The sequence below is a fragment of the Microvirga arabica genome, assembly GCF_016811235.1.
Classification (GTDB): domain Bacteria; phylum Pseudomonadota; class Alphaproteobacteria; order Rhizobiales; family Beijerinckiaceae; genus Microvirga; species Microvirga arabica.
Map to the genome: position 1 here is coordinate 18,502 of NZ_JAFBID010000038.1, position 18,461 is coordinate 36,962.

The following is an 18,461-nucleotide window of genomic DNA, read 5'->3' on the forward strand; positions in this document are numbered from 1 at the left end:
GCCTCGTCCCGACTCTTGCCTGCTGGCTCATTAGTAAAAAGCTTGCTGAGCCATCCTCTCTGAGAATCCTGTGACCGTTCAACGTTCCTGTTTTGATCTTGTTAAAGATGGCGTATTACACCGAAAACGCCTATATGAAGCCTTTGGAAGGTAAGCCTCTTTGACCGATTCCCGCCGCCTGATCAGCCCCGAAAAGCGCGAGGACGATGTCGATGCGTCGATCCGGCCGCTCTCGCTCGACGATTTCACGGGCCAGAAGGCCGCGCGGGCCAATCTCCAGATCTTCATCAATGCCGCCAAGGCGCGCGGCGATGCTCTTGATCACGTGCTCTTCGTCGGCCCTCCAGGTCTCGGCAAGACCACCCTGGCCCAGATCGTCGCCCGCGAGCTCGGGGTCAATTTCCGCTCCACCTCCGGCCCGGTGATCGCCAAAGCAGGTGACCTTGCGGCCCAGCTCACCAACCTCGAAGAGCGCGACGTGCTCTTCATTGACGAGATCCACCGCCTCAACCCAGCGGTGGAAGAGATCCTCTATCCGGCCATGGAGGATTACCAGCTCGACCTGATCATCGGCGAGGGCCCGGCGGCCCGCTCGGTGAAGATCGAGCTGCCGAAGTTCACGCTGGTCGGCGCCACCACCCGCGCGGGCCTGCTCACCACGCCCTTGCGCGACCGTTTCGGCATCCCGATCCGCCTCGAGTTCTACACCGTGGACGAGCTGGAGCTGATCGTGCGTCGCGGCGCCCGCGTGCTGGGCCTCGGCATGAGCGAGGAGGGCGCCAACGAGATCGCCCGCCGCTCCCGCGGCACGCCGCGCATCGCTGGCCGCCTGCTGCGCCGGGTGCGGGATTTCGCCATCGTGGAAGGCGTCCAGACCGTTTCCCGCGATCTTGCGGACAAGTCCCTGCGCCTCCTCGACGTGGACCCCATCGGCCTCGACCTGATGGACCGCAAGTACCTGACCATGATCGCCAATTCCTTCGGCGGCGGCCCGGTCGGCATCGAGACCATCGCGGCAGCCCTCTCCGAGCCGCGCGATGCCATCGAGGACATCATCGAGCCGTATCTCATCCAGAAGGGCTTCGTGCAGCGCACCCCACGCGGGCGCATCCTGACGCCCCACGCCTTCAAGCACCTCGGCATCCCCGAGCCGAGCCGCGAGACGGCGGCGCAGTTCGGGCTGTTCGGCGGGGATGCGGATGAGTGAGCGGCGGGATGCAAACACCTCCCCCTTGAGGGGGGAGGTCGCGCCGGAGGCGCGGGAGGGGGTGGGTAGCGCGACCTCTCCGAACGCTGCACTGCCACCCCACCCCAGCCTGACGGCTGACCCTCCCCCTCAAGGGGAGGGTGGACGCTGGCCCCACCTCTCCGGCTTGATGCAGGACGGCGCTCATATCCTCCCCATCCGCGTCTATTACGAGGACACGGATTTCTCGGCCCGCGTCTATCACGCGAGCTATCTCCGCTTCATGGAGCGCGGACGCACGGAGCTGCTGCGGGCCGTTGAGGTGGCGCAGTCCGATCTTCACGCGGATATGGATGGCCTCGCCTTCGTGGTGCGTAAGATGAGCATCGATTTCCTGGGCGGCGCCGTCATGGACGACGTGCTCACCATCGTGACCCGCCCCAAGGAGATGCGCGGCGCGTCGATGACGCTGGGCCAAGAAGTCCGGCGCGGCGACGAGGTGCTGGTCACCGCCGACGTCATGGTCGCGGCCGTTAGGGGCGGGCGGGCCGTGCGGATCCCGGATGAGCTGCGGGCGGCGCTGACGCCACCTCAGGCTTAAGACGCCCGGTCGAGCACCGGCGTCCCCGTCTTGAACCAAGCCTTCCTGATCTTCCCGCCCTCGACCTCGTAGATCCCGATCACATCGACGCGTCCAGGACCTTCCGGGAAGGTGCGGGTCACGACCTCCCTGTTGATCACCAAGTTGCCAACATTTATGCGGCTGATGAGCTGCCCGAAGAGATTGGGCTCCTTGAACCGGGCGACATGGCGCTCGCGGATCTGGTCCGCGCCCTGAGCCAGGAGCTCCGACGGGAAGGCTAAGAATTGCGCATCCTCGGCCCAGTGGCTCATGAAGGCATCGATGTCCTTCGCGTTATAGGCTTCAAGCTGCTTCCGCACGACCTCGGTCGGTTCAATCTGGTGACCCACAGCTAACCCCCTGTTTGATGGGTTGGAATAGTATTGCAGTCGAGCTTCGTCACAAGGCAAATCGTTCTGTTTGCACCGGATTGGGGCTGCCGTAGCGGCAGTGGCGCCACGAGGCTTGCCGCAGACGCATACCAGCCAAGATTCTGTATCAATTTCAGGCAATTCCGCCTTTTGGCAGCCGCACTTAAACCAGACCTTAACCTTACTCTGTGCCTAACAGGTAACGGTCCGGGATGATCTGAGGCTCATTGGTCGGCCGCCCTTATTTTCGACAGATTCGGGGGCGAACGAGCTGTGATACAGAAACAAGATTTTCCTAGATCAATCTGCGGTGGGCCTTGGGGCAACCCAAGGCTGCTCGAAGAGCGAGGACGAGATTCATGAATCCGGCTGATGTGGCCCAGGCCGCTCCTGTGGCCCACGACCTGTCCTTCTTCGGCCTGTTCTGGCAGGCCCATTTCATCGTCAAGCTCGTGATGATCGGCCTGCTGGCGGCTTCCGTCTGGTGCTGGGCCATCATCGTCGACAAGACGCTGCTCTACAGCCGCACCAAGCGCGCCATGGACCGGTTCGAGGACGTGTTCTGGTCCGGCCAGTCCCTGGAGGAGCTCTACCGCAATCTCCAGAGCCGCCCGGCCACGGGCCTGGCCGCCGTGTTCGTCGCCGCCATGCGCGAGTGGAAGCGCTCCTTCGAGGGCTCGGGACGCTCGTTCCAGACCCTGCCGCAGCGCATCGACAAGGTGCTCGACGTGACCATCCAGCGCGAGGTGGAGAGGCTCAACGCCCGCCTGACGGTGCTGGCCTCCATCGGCTCGGCCGGTCCCTATATCGGCCTCTTCGGCACGGTGGTGGGCATCATGAATTCCTTCACGTCGATCGCCGCCTCCAAGAACACCAGCCTTGCGGTCGTGGCCCCCGGCATCGCCGAGGCGCTGTTTGCCACCGCCATCGGCCTCTTCGCGGCCATTCCGGCGGTGCTGGCCTACAACAAGCTGAACTCGGAAGTGGGCAAGCTGCAGTCGCGGCTCGAGGGCTTTGCCGACGAGTTCTCGGCCATCCTGTCCCGGCAGGTGGACGAGCGCATCGGCCATGCGGGCCGCTCCCCCGCCAACGCGGCTTAAGGGAGAGCCCAAATGGCCATGATGGCAGGATCGGCAGGAGGCGGACGCCGCCGCAGGCGCTCCCGGCAGTCGGGTGTGATCAACGAGATCAACATGACGCCGTTCATCGACGTCATGCTGGTGCTGCTCATCATCTTCATGGTGGCGGCACCCATGATGACGGCCGGCGTGCCGCTCGATCTGCCGCAGACCAAAGCCGCGCCGCTCAACTCCGACGCGACGCCCGTGACCCTGTCGATCAAGGCCAACGGCCAGGTCTTCCTCGGCGAGACGGAGCTGACGGACGAAGCCATCGTGGGCAAGCTCGCGGAAGTGTCGAAGGCAGGCTTCGACGAGCGGGTTTTCGTGCGTGGCGACAAGAAGGTGGATTACGGGCGCGTCGCCCAGGTGATGTCGATCGTGACCACGGCCGGCTACAAGCGCGTCGCCCTCGTGACCGAGATCGACCAGCGCTGAGACGATTGAGAGCAAGGGGCACACACACGTGGCGTTGAAGCTGAAATTCAGCACTTCGGAGCCGGGCTTCTGGGTCTCGGGCGTCGCCCATGCGGCGCTGCTGACGGCTGCCATGATCGGTCTGTCTTCGGTTGCCGAATTTCCCGAGGCGCAGGAAGGCATCCCGGTCGAGGTCATCACCGATGCCCAACTTTCCCAGATCACCAAGGGCGAAATCAACGCCAAGGCACCGCAGCCGAAGCCCCGCGCCGAGCGCGTCGCCGACAAGACCGAGCTGAAGGATCCCGGCGAGGACAAGCGCGATGCGCCGGCCCCGCCGAAGCGCCCGGCCGAGATGAGGGTGGCCGACAAGGAGGAGCCGGTGGCCGCTGCGCCTCCGCCGCCCGCGCCGCCGACCCGCTCGCAGGAAGAGAAGGCCGCCGAGGCCAAGGCCGCGGAGGAAAAGCAGCTTCGCGAGAAGGCCGAAGCCGAAGCCATCGAGAAGGCCAAGGCCGCCGAGCTGGCCAAGGTCGAGGCTGAGGCCAAGGCAAAGGCGCAAGCGGAGGCGAAAGCCAAGGCGGAGGCCGAAGCCAAGAAGGTCGCGGAGGCTAAGGCGAAAGCAGAGGCGGACGCAAAAGCAAAGGCGGAAGCCGAGGCGAAGAAGCTCGCGGAGGCCAAGGCCAAGGAAGAGGCCGAGGCCAAGGCGCGCAAGGAGGCCCAGGTCGCCAAAAAGCTCGACATGGGCGACCTGAAGCAGTTCCTCGACAGCAAGGACAAGAGCCAGTCCACCGGCGCGACCGGCGCGGAGGTCCAGAGGACCGCCTCGCTCGGCACCGCGACGGGATCGGCCGCGAAGCTCTCGCCCAGCCTGCGCGACGCCCTCATCGGCATTCTCGTCTCGCAGATCGAGCGCTGCTACAGCGCGCCCATCGCTGCATCAGGCGGACAGGTCATGGCGCCGGTTCTCGATATCCGCCTGAACCAGGACGGCTCGCTCACCACCGAACCTCGCGTCCTCCAGGCCGGAAGCTCATCGACCGATCGCGCGGTGGCGGATGCCGCCGTCAGGGCTATCCGCAAGTGCCGCCAATTCGAGATCCCGGCGAAATTCGCGCCTTATTACACGGACTGGAAGGTCCTGAACGTCCAGTTCGATCCTCCTCTCTCTTAAAGCCCATCAAAGCTTGAGACAGCATCCCATGATCACTCGTCTTATCTCCCGTGTTCTCGTCGCGCTGGCCGTCGTCCTGCCGATGGCGGCGCTCGCACCCGCAGCACAAGCGCAGCTGTCGTTCCGCGTCGGTCCAGGCGGCCAGTTCCAGCCCATGCCCATCGCCGTTGCCGATTTTTCCGGCGAAGGCGACATGGGGCAGCGGGTCTCCGGCATCATCAACAACAATCTGCAGCGCTCAGGGTACTTCGCGCCGCTCGACAAGGCACGCTTCCCCGAGCGCCCGTCGTTCGACGCCGCGCCGCGCTTCGATGCCTGGAAGATGGCGGGCGCCCAGGCACTTGTGACCGGCCGCGTCTCGCGCGATCCGTCGGGGCGTCTGCGCGCCGAGTTCCGCCTGTGGGACATCGAGACGGGCCAGCAGCTCACCGGCCAGCAATACGTGACGGACGCCAATTTCTGGCGCCGGGTCGGCCACATCATCTCGGACGCGGTCTACACCAAGATCACGGGCTTCGGCGGCTTCTTCGACACGCGCATCGTGTTCGTCGATGAATCAGGCCCGAAGGAGAACCGCCGCAAGCGCCTCGCCATCATGGACCAGGACGGCGCGAACGTGCGCTACCTGACGCAAGGCGACACGTCGGTGGTGGCTCCACGCTACTCGCCGGCCACGCAGGACATCACCTACATGTCCCAGACTGAGGGCCAGCAGCCGCGCGTGCAGGTGATCAACCTCGAATCCGGTTCGCGCCAGGTGCTTGGCAACTTCCCCGACATGGCGTCCTCGCCGCGCTTCGGGCCTGAGGGAAGCCGCATCGTCATGAGCCTGCAGCAGGGCGGCAATGCCAACATCTTCATGATGAACCTGGGCTCGCAGGCCACCACGCGCCTGACCTCGACACCCGCCATCGACACCTCGCCATCCTTCTCGCCGGACGGCAAGCAGATCGTGTTCGAGAGCGACCGCGGCGGCAAGCAGCAGATCTACGTGATGAACGTGGATGGCTCCGACCAGCGCCGCATCTCCTTCGGCGACGGCTCCTACTCGCAGCCCGCCTGGTCGCCGCGCGGCGACTACATCGCCTTCACGAAACAGCGCGCTGGGGGCTTTGCCATCGGCATCATGAAGCCAGACGGCTCGGGCGAGCGCATCCTCACGGAAGGCTTCCACAACGAGAGCCCGACCTGGGCGCCCAACGGCCAGTACATCCTGTTCTTCCGCGATCCGGGCGGACAGGCCGGCGGCAAGCTCTACATGGTCGATATCACCGGCCGCGTGGAGCAGCCCGTCCCGACGCCGTCCTTCGCGTCCGACCCGACCTGGTCGCCGCTGTTGAGCGAAAGCCGGCAGAGCAACTGATAAGAAAAGGGCGCCTCAGGCGCCCTTTTTCATTCAGGCCCGCAGTGAGGCTGCGCCGCCGGTGTTGTCTCTGCGGCCTTTGAGCTTGAAGGCGAGCACCAGAAGGCCGATGCCGAAGACGAGCGCATAGGCGCCGAGCCACCAGGTCAGCACCACGGCGCCAACGAGCGGGGCGATCAGGAGCGCGATCCCGAACAGCACCGACACGATGCCGCTGAAGATCAGCCAGCCGCGCCCGTATTCGGGGTTGAGCTTGAAGGCGGCGACGATCATCAGGACGCCCGTGATCAGCGACCACACGGCCACAAGGGTGACGAAGAACAGCACCGTCAGGCCCGGCATGATGAACGCGATGATGCCGACCAGGATGTTGAGGATGCCCTCCAGGATCAGCAGGCCCCAGCGCTGGTGGTTGGATGCGGCCCTGATGCCCGACACGATGCCGAACACACCGTCGACCAGCATATAGGCCGAGAAGAACAGCACGAGGGACAGGATCGTCGCGCCCGGCGAGAAGAAGGCGATGAGCGCAAAGACGATGGCGAAGACGCCGCGCAGGGCCACGGCCCACCAGTTCTGCGCCAGGAGCGAACTCATGGCCTGAATGCGGTCGAGGGAATGGGTCGAACCGGAGGTGCCTGATGCCATGGGGATCTCCTCGCCAGTCGGGCTGCATCTGCCCGGCGTGAGGTCAACGCCAAGCTTGGCGGCCGGTTTCCGTTTATTCTCCTAGGGAAGCTTCCGGGGAGGCTTCCGTCTCCCTGATTTTGGTCAACCTTCGCCTCAGGGCGAGCTTGCGGCGCCTCAGGCGCACGCGCCGCTTCAGACGAAAGGCGCGAATGAGGAGAGCGAGGCTCAGCCATACGAGGACGATGACCACAGGCGATATGATCAGGACCGGGAAGAAGGTGATCAGCGCGGCGAGCGCCAGCAGGGCGAAGCCGATGATGGCAACGCTGCTCGCCTCGGTGGCGGTCAGCGACCGCGAATGCACCGACTTGCCGAGGGTGGTGGACAGGGCCAGCGCGCCGGCCGCAAGCCTGCGCACGCCGCCCTTCGTGTAGCGATGCCCGCGACGGGAGCGCATCTTCTTCGCCTGACGGCGGCGGGACTGCCAGCCGGGAACGATCTCCGTCGCGTTGGCGAGATCCTCGAGATACATCGCCTCCATGGCCTCGGCGAACTGGGTATCCTCGACGACGACATCGAGCTCCCAGTTGGTGGCCCAACTCGCCAGATTCAGGTTGGTGGAGCCGACACGGGACCAGCGCCCGTCCGCGACGGCGGTCTTGGCGTGGAGCATCGAACCGTTCCATTCGTAGACGCGGATGCCCGCCTCGATGAGGGAACGGTAGCCGGCCCGCACCACGGGCTGGAGTGCGGGAACGTCGCTTGATCCCGGCACCAGGATGCGCACGTCCACCCCGTCCCGCGCCGCCTCGCCCAAAGCCTGCACATAGGAGGTGGTGGCGACGAAATACGCGTCGGTCAGCCATAGGTTGCGCTGTGCGGTGGCCGCGATGAACTGATCGACCCGGTACGTGCGCAGCATCCCCGGCTCGCCGCTGATGACACGGGCCGCCATGGTGCCCGCCGGCGGGATCAGATCCGGGTGGGGCAGTTCGGATTTCGGGATTGGCCGCATGCCGGCGAGCCGCCAGGTTTCCGCGAAGGCCGTATCGAGGTCGGCCACCACAGGACCTTCCAGGCATATCCCGGTGTCGCGCCAGGGCGCATGACCGTTCTTGCCGACCCAGTTGTCTGAAATGCACAGGCCCGACACGAACCCGATGCGCCCGTCGACGGTAATCACCTTGCGGTGATCGCGGCGAACCCAGAACGGATCGGTCAGCCGAGGCGGGTTGAAGACCTTGGCCTGGACTCCGGCCTCGCGCAGCCGCTTCCAATAGCCGGGCAGGGCCCGGAACGACGAGCCGAGCCAGTCGTAGAGCACGCGCACTTTTACGCCCGCGCGAGCCCGCTCCATCAGGGCTTCAGCAAACTCTCGGCCGCTCTCGTCATCGGCTATGATGAAGTTTTCGAAATGTACCACCGACTGCGCCGAGCGGATAGCCTCCAGCCAGGCCGGGTAGTTCTCCCGCGAGTCCTTGAGCAGCGATACCGCATTCCCGTGCCGTAGATCGCTGTCGGCGATGCGCGCGAAGGCGCGCTCCAGACGCAGGTCGTCAAGGGCCTTGCGGTAGGGTTGTCCAAGAGTGCCGGGCGGGGTCGTCACGATATTCATGACCTCTCAACGCGTGAGACAGGCAATCGGCAGCAGCCTAGCTTCCGAGGGCTCTCCTTGCGACAGATATAAGGCCTCCGGCCGGAATTCATTCACGGTTGATTTACCCTAATCCTAACTTCCACAACTTGGCCATAATTCACCTTAATCCCGGGTCTCTCTCCTCGGTTGACGGAACCCTCCCTTAACCATCCTCCCGATATGAAAGACACAACGTTCGGCAAACGTATGTGTAAGGAGTATTGCCAATGATGACGCTGCGCGCCGTCAAATTCGCCGCTGCACTCGTCCTCGCCCTTGGGGCGGCGGCGTGTTCGTCCAACAAAGATGAGATGGCCGGTGGAGCCAGCGGCTTCGGAGCCGGCGGTGCCGCCACCCCAGGCAGCGCCCAGGACTTCGTCGTTAACGTGGGTGACCGCGTGTTCTTCGAGACCGACTCGACGGATCTGACCCCCACGGCGGTCGCGACCCTCGACAAGCAGGCCCAGTGGCTGCAGCGCTACCCGCAATATACCTTCATCCTCGAAGGCCATGCGGACGAGCGCGGCACCCGCGAGTACAACTTCTCGCTCTCCGCCCGCCGCTCCCAGGTCGTCCGCGACTACCTGATCTCCCGCGGCATCCCGGGCAACCGCTTCCGCACCGTGTCCTATGGCAAGGAGCGCCCGGTGGCGGTCTGCAACGACATCTCCTGCTGGTCGCAGAACCGGCGTGCGGTGACGGTGCTCGGCAACGGCGCCGGGGCATAAAGCCCCATCGGGTTCACGTTTTGTGAAATCGCAGAACGCCGCCACATTCTCGCCGTGGCGGCGCTTTTGTGTTATTGGCCCCTCCGCCTTGGATCCTTACGGTATTCCCAGCATGTTGCGACGCCTGTTTGTCTTTTTCGCCTTTGCCCTGGCTCTGGCCGCCCCCGCTTCCGCACAGGATGCGGCTGACGCGATCGTGCGCCTGAACCGGCTCGAGAGCCAGTTCCGCCAAATCTCCGGTCAGATGGAGCAGCTCCAGTACGAGAACCGCCAGCTGAAGGAACAACTGCGCAAGTTCCAGGAGGACGTGGAGTTCCGCTTCCAGGAAGGGCGCGGCGGCGGCGGCTCCAGGCCCGCTCCCGCACCGTCCACCGCGACGCCTTCGCGTCCGGCCCAGCCCCCGGCGCAGCCGGCCCCGGCCCAGCCGCAGCGCCGCAGCGACGTGTTCGACCCATCCGAGGCGCCAGGCGCTCCCGGCGCCCCCCGTCCGCTCGGCTCGACCCCGCCGTCGGCGCCGCTCGCTGAAGTCGATGCGAGCCGTCCGCTGCCGCTTCCGGGCGGGCAGCTGGCCGGAATCGGGGAGCTGATCGAGCAGGACGACCCCGAGGGCGCGCCGCTCGACTATCCCGCCGAGGCCCAGGCGGCCCTGCCTCAGGGCGCCATCGCCGAGCGCGCCAACCCCAGCGTGGCGGCAACCAGCGCCGGCAACCCCCGGTCGGACTTCGACACGGCCTACGCCTCCTTCACCTCGAAGCAGTACGACCAGGCTGAGATGGGTTTTCGCCGTTTCCTCCAGTCCAATCCGCGCGACAAGCTCGTGCCGGAGGCCACCTTCTGGCTCGGCGAGACCTATCTCATGCGCAGCCGGTACCGCGAGGCCGCCGAGCAGTTCCTGAACGTCTCGGCCGAGCATCCGGACGCGGCCAAGGCGCCCGATGCCCTGCTGCGGCTCGGCATCTCGCTGAACGGGCTGGGCGCCAAGGATCGCGCCTGCGCGGTGTTCTCCGAACTCGACCGCAAATATCCGCAGGCCTCCGCCCCCGTCCGCCAGGCCTCCGAGCGCGAGCAGAAGCGGATCAAGTGCAGCTGATCCGCTGACCGTTTGAAGGCCCGCGCTGTGGCCCCGATCTCGCCCCCCGACGATCCGCTCTCGGATGATGGGCTCGAGCGTCTTTTTTCGTCCCTGAACGAAGCCCCCGGCATCCTCGCCGCCGTATCGGGCGGTCCGGACTCCATGGCCCTCATGCAGAGCCTCGCCCGCTGGGCTTCCCTCGGACGCCGCCCTCCCATTCACGTTGCAACCGTCGATCATGGCCTGCGGCCTGAGGCTGCCGACGAAGCCGCCTTCGTGGCGCGCGAGGCCGCTCTCTTGAGCCTGCCGCATCGAACGCTCGCCTGGAGCGGACAAAAGCCCGTGAGCGGAATCCAGGAGGCTGCCCGCGAGGCGCGCTACCGCCTTCTGGTCGAGCATGCCCGCGAGGCGGCCGCCTCCCATCTCGTCACGGCTCATACCCTCGACGATCAGGCGGAAACGGTAATGATGCGCTTGTCGCGCGGCTCGGGCCTATCGGGCCTTGCCGGCATGCGCCGGGGCACGGACCGGCAGGGCATCCGTCACGTGCGGCCGTTTCTTGGTTTGCCGAAATCACATCTACTCGATCATTGCCGGCAGCAGGGCTGGCGCTTCGTCAGCGATCCATCGAACGCGGACGAGCGCTATGCCCGTGTCCGCTGGCGCAGGTTGATGCCGCTCCTTGCCGCGGAGGGTCTCACCGCCGAGCGACTGGCCCGCCTGGCGGAGAGGGCCGCCCAGGCTGATGAGGCCCTCGATATCAAGGCCTGGGAGGCATTCGACCGGGGCGAACCGAGTCTTGAAGCCGGAACCCTGTCGTTTCCGGCGCAGATTTTGACGGACGAGCCCTTCGACATCGCCCTAAGGGTGCTGGAGCTGGCTTTGACGCAGGCGGGATTGGATCTGGACAATAGCCGTCTGCGCCGGCTCGAGGCCTGCACGGAGCGCCTGCGGCAGGCGGCAGGCGCCCGGGAGGCGCTGAGCCTCACCATCGCGGGCGCCCATCTGCGCCTGACCCAGGCCGGGCGGGTATATCTGGGGCCGGAACCACCGCGCCACCGGGGCCGTTAGCCGAATCTCTCGGCTCAGGTTATCGGATGATGTCGCATCGGCGCCGCATTCCCTTGGCAAGGCGGGACGGTATGCCTACATTGAGTTTAGCCGCGCGGGGAGACCTCCTCACGCTTTCTCTCCCTCTGGGGCAGAACCTGATCAAATGAATTCAAATTTCCGCAACTTCGCCCTGTGGGTGGTGATCTTCCTCCTTGTGCTGGCGCTCGTGACCCTGTTCCAGAGCCCCGGTCAACGCGGCGGCGGCAGCGACATCGCCTATAGCCAGCTCCTCAGCGAGGCCGATGCTGGCCGCATCACCAGCGTGGTCATCTCCGGCCCTGAGATCAGCGGCACCTATACGGATGGCCGCACCTTCACGACCTATGCGCCGAGCGACCCGATGCTGGTCACGAAGCTGCAGCAGAAGGGCGTGCAGATCACGGCCCGTCCGCAGTCGGATTCGACTCCGTGGTTCATCGCGGTGCTCATGAACATCCTGCCCATCGCGCTCTTCATCGGCGCCTGGGTGTTCCTGTCGCGCCAGATGCAGAGCGGCGCCGGCCGGGCCATGGGCTTCGGCAAGTCGAAGGCGAAGCTTTTGACGGAGGCCCATGGCCGCGTCACCTTCGACGACGTGGCGGGCATCGACGAGGCCAAGGAAGACCTTCAGGAGGTCGTGGAGTTCCTGCGCGATCCGCAGAAGTTCCAGCGCCTCGGCGGCCGTATCCCGCGCGGCGTGCTGCTCGTCGGCCCTCCCGGCACCGGTAAAACGCTCACGGCGCGCGCCGTCGCAGGCGAGGCCAATGTGCCGTTTTTCACCATCTCGGGCTCCGACTTCGTCGAGATGTTCGTCGGCGTGGGTGCCTCCCGCGTGCGCGACATGTTCGAGCAGGCGAAGAAGAACGCCCCCTGCATCATCTTCATCGACGAGATCGACGCGGTCGGCCGCCATCGCGGCGCCGGCTTAGGGGGCGGCAACGACGAGCGCGAGCAGACCCTCAACCAGCTCCTGGTGGAGATGGACGGCTTCGAGGCCAACGAGGGCGTGATCATTATTGCGGCCACCAACCGCCCCGACGTGCTCGACCCGGCGCTTCTGCGCCCAGGCCGCTTCGATCGCCAGATCGTGGTGCCGAACCCCGACGTCATGGGCCGCGAGAAGATCCTGCGCGTTCACGTCCGCAAGGTGCCGCTGGCGCCCGACGTGGACCTGAAGGTCATTGCCCGCGGCACCCCCGGCTTCTCGGGCGCCGACCTGATGAACCTCGTCAACGAGGCGGCGCTGCTCGCGGCTCGCCGCGGCAAGCGTATCGTCACGATGCGCGAGTTTGAGGACGCCAAGGACAAGGTGATGATGGGCGCCGAGCGCCGTACGCTGGTCATGACCGACGACGAGAAGCGCCTGACCGCCTATCACGAGGCCGGCCATGCTGTGGTGGCGCTCAATGTCCCGGCCACCGATCCGGTGCACAAGGCCACGATCATCCCGCGCGGCCGTGCGCTCGGCATGGTCATGCAGCTGCCTGAGCGGGACAAGCTGTCCATGTCTTATGAGCAGATGACCTCGCGTCTGGCCATCATGATGGGCGGCCGCATCGCCGAGGAGATGATCTTCGGCAAGGAGAAGGTGACCTCCGGGGCTCAGTCGGACATCGAGCAGGCCACGCGCCTTGCCCGCATGATGGTGACCAAGTGGGGCTTCTCGCCCGAGCTCGGCACCGTCGCCTATGGCGAGAACCAGGACGAGGTGTTCCTCGGCATGTCCATGGGCCGCCAGCAGAACATCTCCGAGGCGACCTCCCAGAAGATCGACTCCGAGGTGCGCCGTCTCGTGGAGGACGGGCTCAATGACGCCCGCCGCATCCTCACCGAGAAGCAGCACGAGCTTGAGACGCTGGCCCGGGGGCTGTTGGAATACGAGACCCTGACGGGCGACGAGATCCGCAATCTGCTCGACGGCCAGCCGCCGGTGCGGGATTCCGGCGACACGGTCACCCCGACCCGCGGTTCGGCCGTTCCGACCACCCGCCCGGGCCGTCCGCGCGAGAGCGACGGGGGCATGGAGCCCCAGCCGCAGGCCTAAAACGTCAGTATCTGTGAAATCCAGGAACGCCCGCTCCCGCAGCGGGCGTTCTTTTTTGTTTACCTCAAAGTACTAATACTACACCTGAGCCAGGCGTAAGGTTTGTAACAATCGCTTATCACTTGTGATGCGCGGATTGGCCTCCATGCCTTGACCGGAATGGGGGAGGTTGCTTTGAAAAAGCAAAAGCGCGGATCGGCGCCAAAGAATGCGGAGACAAAGCACGTGCGTAAATACTTCGGGACCGACGGCATTCGGGGCCGCGCCAACGGCATCATCACGCCGGACCTGGCCCTCAGGGTCGGGCAGGCCGCAGGCCTCATGTTCCAGCAGCGGGGCGATTACCGGCACCGGGTTGTGATCGGCAAGGACACGCGTCTCTCCGGCTACATGATCGAATCCGCCCTCCAGGCGGGCTTCACCTCGGTGGGCATGGACGTTCTCCTCCTCGGCCCGATCCCGACCCCTGCGGTGGCCATGCTGACCCGCTCCATGCGCTGTGACCTCGGCGTCATGATCTCGGCCTCGCACAACCCTTATGAGGATAACGGCATCAAGCTGTTCGGCCCGGACGGGTTCAAGCTCAGCGACGACATGGAGCTCCAGATCGAGGCGCTGATCGATTCCGATCTGACCCGCCGCCTGTCCGGCTCCGCTACGCTGGGCCGCGCCAAGCGCATCGAGAGCGTCCAGGCCCGCTACATCGAATTCGCCAAGCGCACCCTGCCGCGCCAGGTTGATCTCGAAGGCATGCGGGTGGTGATCGACTGCGCCAACGGCGCCGGCTACAAGGTGGCCCCGGAAGCCCTGTGGGAGCTGGGCGCCGAGGTGATGTCGATCGGCGTGGAGCCCAACGGCTTCAACATCAACCACGATGTGGGCTCGACCGCGCCCGATGCCCTGATCCAGAAGGTTCGGGAGCTGCGCGCCGATGTGGGCATCGCCCTCGACGGCGATGCGGACCGCGTCCTGATCGTCGACGAGAAGGGCCACAAGGTCGACGGCGACCAGCTCATGGGCATAGTCGCCCGCTCGTGGAAGGAAGACGGACGCCTGTCGCAGCCCGGCATCGTCGCGACGATCATGTCGAATCTCGGCTTGGAGCGCTTCTTGGGTGACATGGGCCTTGGCCTCGTGCGCACGGCGGTGGGCGACCGCTACGTGCTCGAGCACATGCGGGCTCACGGCTACAACCTCGGCGGCGAGCAGTCCGGCCACATCATCATGTCCGACTACACCACCACGGGCGACGGCCTCGTGGCGGCGCTCCAGCTTCTCGCGGTGGTGAAAAGCCTCGGCAAGCCGGTCTCCGAGGTCTGCCACTGCTTCGAGCCCCTGCCGCAGGTGCTCAAGAACGTGCGCTACAAGGCCGGCAAGCCCCTGCAGGACGCCTCGGTCATCAAGGCCATCGAGGCCGGACGCGAGACTCTTGGCCAAGGGGGCCGCCTGGTGATCCGCCCCTCCGGCACCGAGCCGGTCATCCGCGTGATGGGCGAGGGCGACAACGAGGATCTCGTCAACCGCGTGGTCGACGACGTGGTCGATGCCGTGACCCGGGCCGCCTCGCAGGTGGCGGCTTAATATCGCCACGTCTTCTCAGTCTTCAAGCAAAAGCCCCGGCGAGATGATCGCCGGGGCTTTCTGTTTCGACTTCCGCTTCCTTGAGTTCCTCGGCCTCATCCTGAGGAGCAGCCGTGAGGCTGCGTCTCGAAGGAGGGTCCAGATTGCACTGGAGGCGCCCTGATCCTTCGAGACTGTGCTGGCGCACCTCCTCAGGATGAGGGCTTGGAAAGAGTGCTATCTCTCCCGATCACTCCGCCGGGTGAGCCGGAGGCTGCGGGGCGGTGTGGCGTGGCAGATCCTCGCCGTGCGGGCGCTGGCCGGTCTGCGACCGCAGCTTCTCGAGCATCTCACCCACATAGGTGGCGGGCTTGGTATAGCCGCCGATGAGCAGGTAGATCGCCGGCACCACCAGCACGGTAAGAAGGGTGGACATGGTCACGCCGCCGACGATCACCGTGCCGATGGCGTTGCGCGCCTCGGCGCCGGCGCCCGTCGACCACGCCAGCGGAATCGCGCCGCCGATCATCGCGATGGAGGTCATCAGGATCGGCCGCAGGCGCAGCACCGAGGCCTCGATCACAGCGTCCCACACGGACATGCCGCGCTCGCGCAGCTGATTGGCGAACTCGACGATCAGGATGCCGTTCTTCGTCATCAGGCCGATCAGCAGGATCATGCCGATCTGGCTGTAGATGTTGAGCGACTGCCCGGTGATCGTGAGCGCCGCCAACCCGCCCGTGACGGCGAGCGGCACGGTGAGCATGATGATGAACGGGTTGATCCAGCTCTCGAACTGCGCCGCCAGCACCAGGAACACCACGAGCAGCGCCATGCCGAAGGTGATGTAGATGGCGTTGGAGGAGTCGCGGAAATCCTGCGACTGGCCGCGATAACCGATGCGCGCATCCGCAGGCAGCTCTGCGCGCACGATCTGTTCCAGGGTCTGGAGCGCATCGCCGATCGACACGTCGGGCCTCAAGCCCGCGTCGATGGTGATCGCGCGCATGCGGTTGAAGCGGTTGAGTGTCTGGGGCGCGGCGGCCTCGGTCAGGGTCACGAAGGACGAGAGAGGAACGAGCTCGCCGTTGGTCGCGCGCACGAAGGTGTTGGCGAGATCGTTTGGCGTCGCCCGGTCCTCCGCGCGGCCGCGCATGATCACAGAGTATTCTTCGCCACGGCTGACGAAGGTCGAGACCTCGCGCTCGCCGAACATCAGTTCGAGCGTGCGGCCGATATCCTCCACCGAGACGCCGAGATCGGCGGCGCGCTGCCGGTCGATCTGGACGCGGATGTCGGGCTGGGACTCCCGGTAGTCGGAATCCATGTTCACGAACATGCCCGTTTCCTGCGCCTTCTGCATCACGGTATCGCGCCAGTCGCGCAGGGTGTCGTAATCGGGGCCGCCGAGCACGAACTGGATCGGCTTGGAGGGGCCGCGCTGGCCGAGCGAGCCGGGGCTGATCGGCGAAACGCGGGCGCCGGGCAGGTTCGCGACCTTGCGGTTGATCTCCTGCACCAGCTCCTGCTGCTTCATCGTCCGCTGGTCCCACGGCACCAGGCGAACGATGATCATGCCCGCATTCACCGGCGACGGCCGCGCGAAGCCGGGCGCGACCTGGCTCGTGATGGACGAGACCACGCCCTGCTCCTTGTAGGGCAGCAGAATATTCTCGACTTCCCTGACCCGCTCGCGGGTATAGTCGAGGCTGGAGCCTTCCGGCGCCTCGATCCGGACGATGATCGCGCCGCGATCCTCCGTCGGGGCGAAGTTCTTCGGCAGACCCTGGAAGAGGCCGTAGGCCGAAAGCGAGATGGCGAAGCCGATCGCCAGGATCACCAGGGGTGCCTTGAGAACACGGATCAGGATCCGGCGATAGACATTGTTCATGCCCGTGAAGAAGGGCTCGGTCATGCGCTGGATGGGGCCATGAGCCGGCACCATCAGCTTGGAGCACATCATCGGCGTGAGGGTTCGCGCGACAACGCCGGAGAAGAAGATCGCAGCCGCGAGCGTGATGCCGAACTCGCGGAAGAGCTGGCCCGTATTGCCGGTCATAAAGGCGAGCGGCACGAACACGGCCATCAGCGTGGCGGTGGTGGCGATCACCGCGAACCCGATCTCGCGTGCGCCATCGAAGGAGGCGAGCAGCGGCGGCTGCCCTTCCTCGATGCGGCGATGAACGTTCTCGATCTCCACGATCGCATCGTCCACCACGATGCCGATGGCCAGCACGACAGCCAGCAGCGTCAGCACGTTGATGGAAGCATTGAAATAGGCCATCACCATGCAGGCTGCGATGATCGAGACCGGGATCGCCACGATGGCCACGATGGTCGAGCGCCAGTCGCGCAGAAAGACCAGGATCACCAGGATCACGAGGCCGACGCCTTCGAGGAGCGTGGTCAGCACGCCGTTGATCGAGGAGCTGATGAACTGGCTCTCGTCATAGGAGACCTCAGCCGTGGTGCCCGGCGGCAGGGAGGATTTAAGCTGCTCCAGCTCGGCGCGCACCCCTTCGGCCACCGACAGGGTATTGGCCGTGGACTGGCGCACGATGCCGAGGCCCGTGGCGACCTTGCCGGCCTCGTAGAATTCGAAGCGGTTGTCCTCAGGCCCCACCTCGACCCTGGCAACCTCATTGAGTCGCACGAGGTAGCCGTTCTTGTTCGAAACGATCAGCTGCTCGAAATCCTGCGGCGATGACAGGCGGGAATCCGTCTTGACGGTGAACTCGCGTTGCGCGGATTCGATGCGGCCGCCGGGCAGCTCCACGTTCTGGCGCCGGATGGCGCTTTCCAGGTCCTGCACGGTGAGGCCGCGGGCCGCCAGCGCCGGGCGATCGACCCAGACGCGCATCGCATAGCGCCGCTCGCCGGCGAGATACACGTTGGCGACGCCCGGCACGGTGGAGAGCCTGTCCACATAGACGCGCTTCAGGAAGTCGCTGAGCTCGAGTGCATCGTAGGTGGAGGAGGTCACGCTGATCCACATGATGGCCGAGGCGTTGTCGTCGACCTTGCGGATCACGGGCTGGTCCACGCCGTCGGGCAGGCGGCCGACCACGCGGAACACCGCATCGCGCACGTCGGAGGTGGCGCCCTCGGGATCGCGCGATACGTCGAACTCAATCGTGACCGAGGAGCGCTCGTTCTGGCTCTGGGAGCGGATCTGGTCGATGCCCTCGATGCCCGCCACCGCGCCTTCGATGACTTCCGTGATCCGGCTTTCGATGACCTCGTTCGAGGCGCCGCGATAAACCGTCGAGACGGACACGACCGGACGGTCGACGCTCGGATATTCCCGCACCGGCAGCTGGATAAGCGCGGCAAGGCCGCCGACAATCAGCAGCAGGCTGACCACGACGGCGAAGACGGGACGGCGGATGAAGAGGTCGGAAACCTGCATGGCTCTAATCGATCCCGTTCGGGTCAAGTCTTCTGAAGGGTT

At 65.6% G+C, this 18,461-nt stretch carries 15 protein-coding genes; 11 read left to right on the top strand and 4 right to left on the bottom strand.

Translation table 11 applies throughout. The features are described from left to right. The first annotated feature begins 160 nt into the window (after positions 1 to 160). A complete protein-coding gene (gene ruvB / locus JQC81_RS18270; RefSeq protein WP_203273212.1) occupies positions 161 to 1,207 on the top strand; it encodes a Holliday junction branch migration DNA helicase RuvB in 1,047 nt (348 codons plus the stop codon). 169 nt (positions 1,208 to 1,376) lie between these two features. Continuing rightward, positions 1,377 to 1,787, top strand: a complete 411-nt coding sequence (gene ybgC / locus JQC81_RS18275; RefSeq protein WP_203273235.1) for a tol-pal system-associated acyl-CoA thioesterase — start codon at positions 1,377 to 1,379, stop codon at positions 1,785 to 1,787. Here ybgC and JQC81_RS18280 read toward each other — a convergent pair. Further along, complete coding sequence (locus tag JQC81_RS18280) at positions 1,784 to 2,158, bottom strand: nuclear transport factor 2 family protein (protein ID WP_312887549.1); 375 nt, start codon at positions 2,156 to 2,158, stop codon at positions 1,784 to 1,786. The genes ybgC and JQC81_RS18280 overlap by 4 nt on opposite strands. Before the next feature lie 380 nt (positions 2,159 to 2,538). Between JQC81_RS18280 and tolQ the strand changes: the two genes are divergently transcribed. Genes tolQ through tolB form a run of 4 tightly spaced genes read left to right on the top strand, consistent with a single transcriptional unit; the run spans position 2,539 to position 6,248 of the window. Beyond that, on the top strand, positions 2,539 to 3,279 hold the full coding sequence (tolQ, locus tag JQC81_RS18285; protein ID WP_203273213.1) for a protein TolQ: 741 nt from the start codon (positions 2,539 to 2,541) through the stop codon (positions 3,277 to 3,279). A gap of 12 nt (positions 3,280 to 3,291) precedes the next feature. Further along, positions 3,292 to 3,735, top strand: coding sequence for an ExbD/TolR family protein (locus tag JQC81_RS18290; RefSeq protein WP_203273214.1), 444 nt, complete (start codon positions 3,292 to 3,294; stop codon positions 3,733 to 3,735). 34 nt (positions 3,736 to 3,769) lie between these two features. Continuing rightward, on the top strand, positions 3,770 to 4,885 hold the full coding sequence (tolA, locus tag JQC81_RS18295; RefSeq protein WP_203273237.1) for a cell envelope integrity protein TolA: 1,116 nt from the start codon (positions 3,770 to 3,772) through the stop codon (positions 4,883 to 4,885). A gap of 28 nt (positions 4,886 to 4,913) precedes the next feature. Further along, the gene (gene tolB / locus JQC81_RS18300; RefSeq protein WP_203273215.1) at positions 4,914 to 6,248 is read left to right on the top strand and encodes a Tol-Pal system beta propeller repeat protein TolB; all 1,335 of its coding nucleotides are present in this window, start codon (positions 4,914 to 4,916) and stop codon (positions 6,246 to 6,248) included. 33 nt (positions 6,249 to 6,281) lie between these two features. Here the strand turns inward: tolB and JQC81_RS18305 are convergent, their stop codons facing one another. Then, entirely contained in the window at positions 6,282 to 6,896 is a 615-nt protein-coding gene (locus tag JQC81_RS18305) for an HdeD family acid-resistance protein (protein ID WP_203273216.1), read from the bottom strand. 73 nt (positions 6,897 to 6,969) lie between these two features. Beyond that, positions 6,970 to 8,493 (bottom strand): phospholipase D-like domain-containing protein, encoded by a 1,524-nt coding sequence (locus JQC81_RS18310; protein ID WP_203273217.1) that lies wholly within the window; start codon positions 8,491 to 8,493, stop codon positions 6,970 to 6,972. Positions 8,494 to 8,741: 248 nt separating this feature from the next. On the opposite strand from JQC81_RS18310, the gene pal reads away from it, so the two are divergent. From pal to glmM, 5 genes are all read left to right on the top strand, one after another. Then, a complete protein-coding gene (gene pal, locus JQC81_RS18315; protein WP_203273218.1) occupies positions 8,742 to 9,242 on the top strand; it encodes a peptidoglycan-associated lipoprotein Pal in 501 nt (166 codons plus the stop codon). 112 nt (positions 9,243 to 9,354) lie between these two features. Beyond that, a complete protein-coding gene (gene ybgF / locus JQC81_RS18320) occupies positions 9,355 to 10,332 on the top strand; it encodes a tol-pal system protein YbgF (RefSeq protein ID WP_203273219.1) in 978 nt (325 codons plus the stop codon). 27 nt (positions 10,333 to 10,359) lie between these two features. Further along, a complete protein-coding gene (tilS, locus tag JQC81_RS18325) occupies positions 10,360 to 11,385 on the top strand; it encodes a tRNA lysidine(34) synthetase TilS (protein WP_312887550.1) in 1,026 nt (341 codons plus the stop codon). A gap of 145 nt (positions 11,386 to 11,530) precedes the next feature. Then, a complete protein-coding gene (ftsH, locus tag JQC81_RS18330) occupies positions 11,531 to 13,450 on the top strand; it encodes an ATP-dependent zinc metalloprotease FtsH (protein ID WP_203273220.1) in 1,920 nt (639 codons plus the stop codon). A 225-nt stretch (positions 13,451 to 13,675) separates the two neighbouring features. Beyond that, positions 13,676 to 15,031 carry a phosphoglucosamine mutase gene (glmM, locus tag JQC81_RS18335; RefSeq protein WP_203273221.1) on the top strand — a complete coding sequence of 452 codons (1,356 nt, stop codon included), beginning with the start codon at positions 13,676 to 13,678 and terminating at the stop codon, positions 15,029 to 15,031. Positions 15,032 to 15,260: 229 nt separating this feature from the next. Here glmM and JQC81_RS18340 read toward each other — a convergent pair whose 3' ends face one another. After that, positions 15,261 to 18,419, bottom strand: a complete 3,159-nt coding sequence (locus JQC81_RS18340) for an efflux RND transporter permease subunit (RefSeq protein ID WP_203273222.1) — start codon at positions 18,417 to 18,419, stop codon at positions 15,261 to 15,263. Between the last annotated feature and the right edge of the window lie 42 nt (positions 18,420 to 18,461).

Excerpts from the sequence above, each read along its gene's own strand:
- ybgC (WP_203273235.1), top strand. The coding sequence starts at position 1,377 with ATGCAGGACGGCGCTCATATCCTCCCCATCCGCGTCTATTACGAGGAC.
- tolQ (WP_203273213.1), top strand. The coding sequence starts at position 2,539 with ATGAATCCGGCTGATGTGGCCCAGGCCGCTCCTGTGGCCCACGACCTG.
- JQC81_RS18290 (WP_203273214.1), top strand. The coding sequence starts at position 3,292 with ATGGCCATGATGGCAGGATCGGCAGGAGGCGGACGCCGCCGCAGGCGC.
- tolB (WP_203273215.1), top strand. The coding sequence starts at position 4,914 with ATGATCACTCGTCTTATCTCCCGTGTTCTCGTCGCGCTGGCCGTCGTC.
- JQC81_RS18305 (WP_203273216.1), bottom strand. The coding sequence starts at position 6,896 with ATGGCATCAGGCACCTCCGGTTCGACCCATTCCCTCGACCGCATTCAG.
- JQC81_RS18310 (WP_203273217.1), bottom strand. The coding sequence starts at position 8,493 with ATGAATATCGTGACGACCCCGCCCGGCACTCTTGGACAACCCTACCGC.
- pal (WP_203273218.1), top strand. The coding sequence starts at position 8,742 with ATGATGACGCTGCGCGCCGTCAAATTCGCCGCTGCACTCGTCCTCGCC.
- ybgF (WP_203273219.1), top strand. The coding sequence starts at position 9,355 with ATGTTGCGACGCCTGTTTGTCTTTTTCGCCTTTGCCCTGGCTCTGGCC.
- ftsH (WP_203273220.1), top strand. The coding sequence starts at position 11,531 with ATGAATTCAAATTTCCGCAACTTCGCCCTGTGGGTGGTGATCTTCCTC.
- JQC81_RS18340 (WP_203273222.1), bottom strand. The coding sequence starts at position 18,419 with ATGCAGGTTTCCGACCTCTTCATCCGCCGTCCCGTCTTCGCCGTCGTG.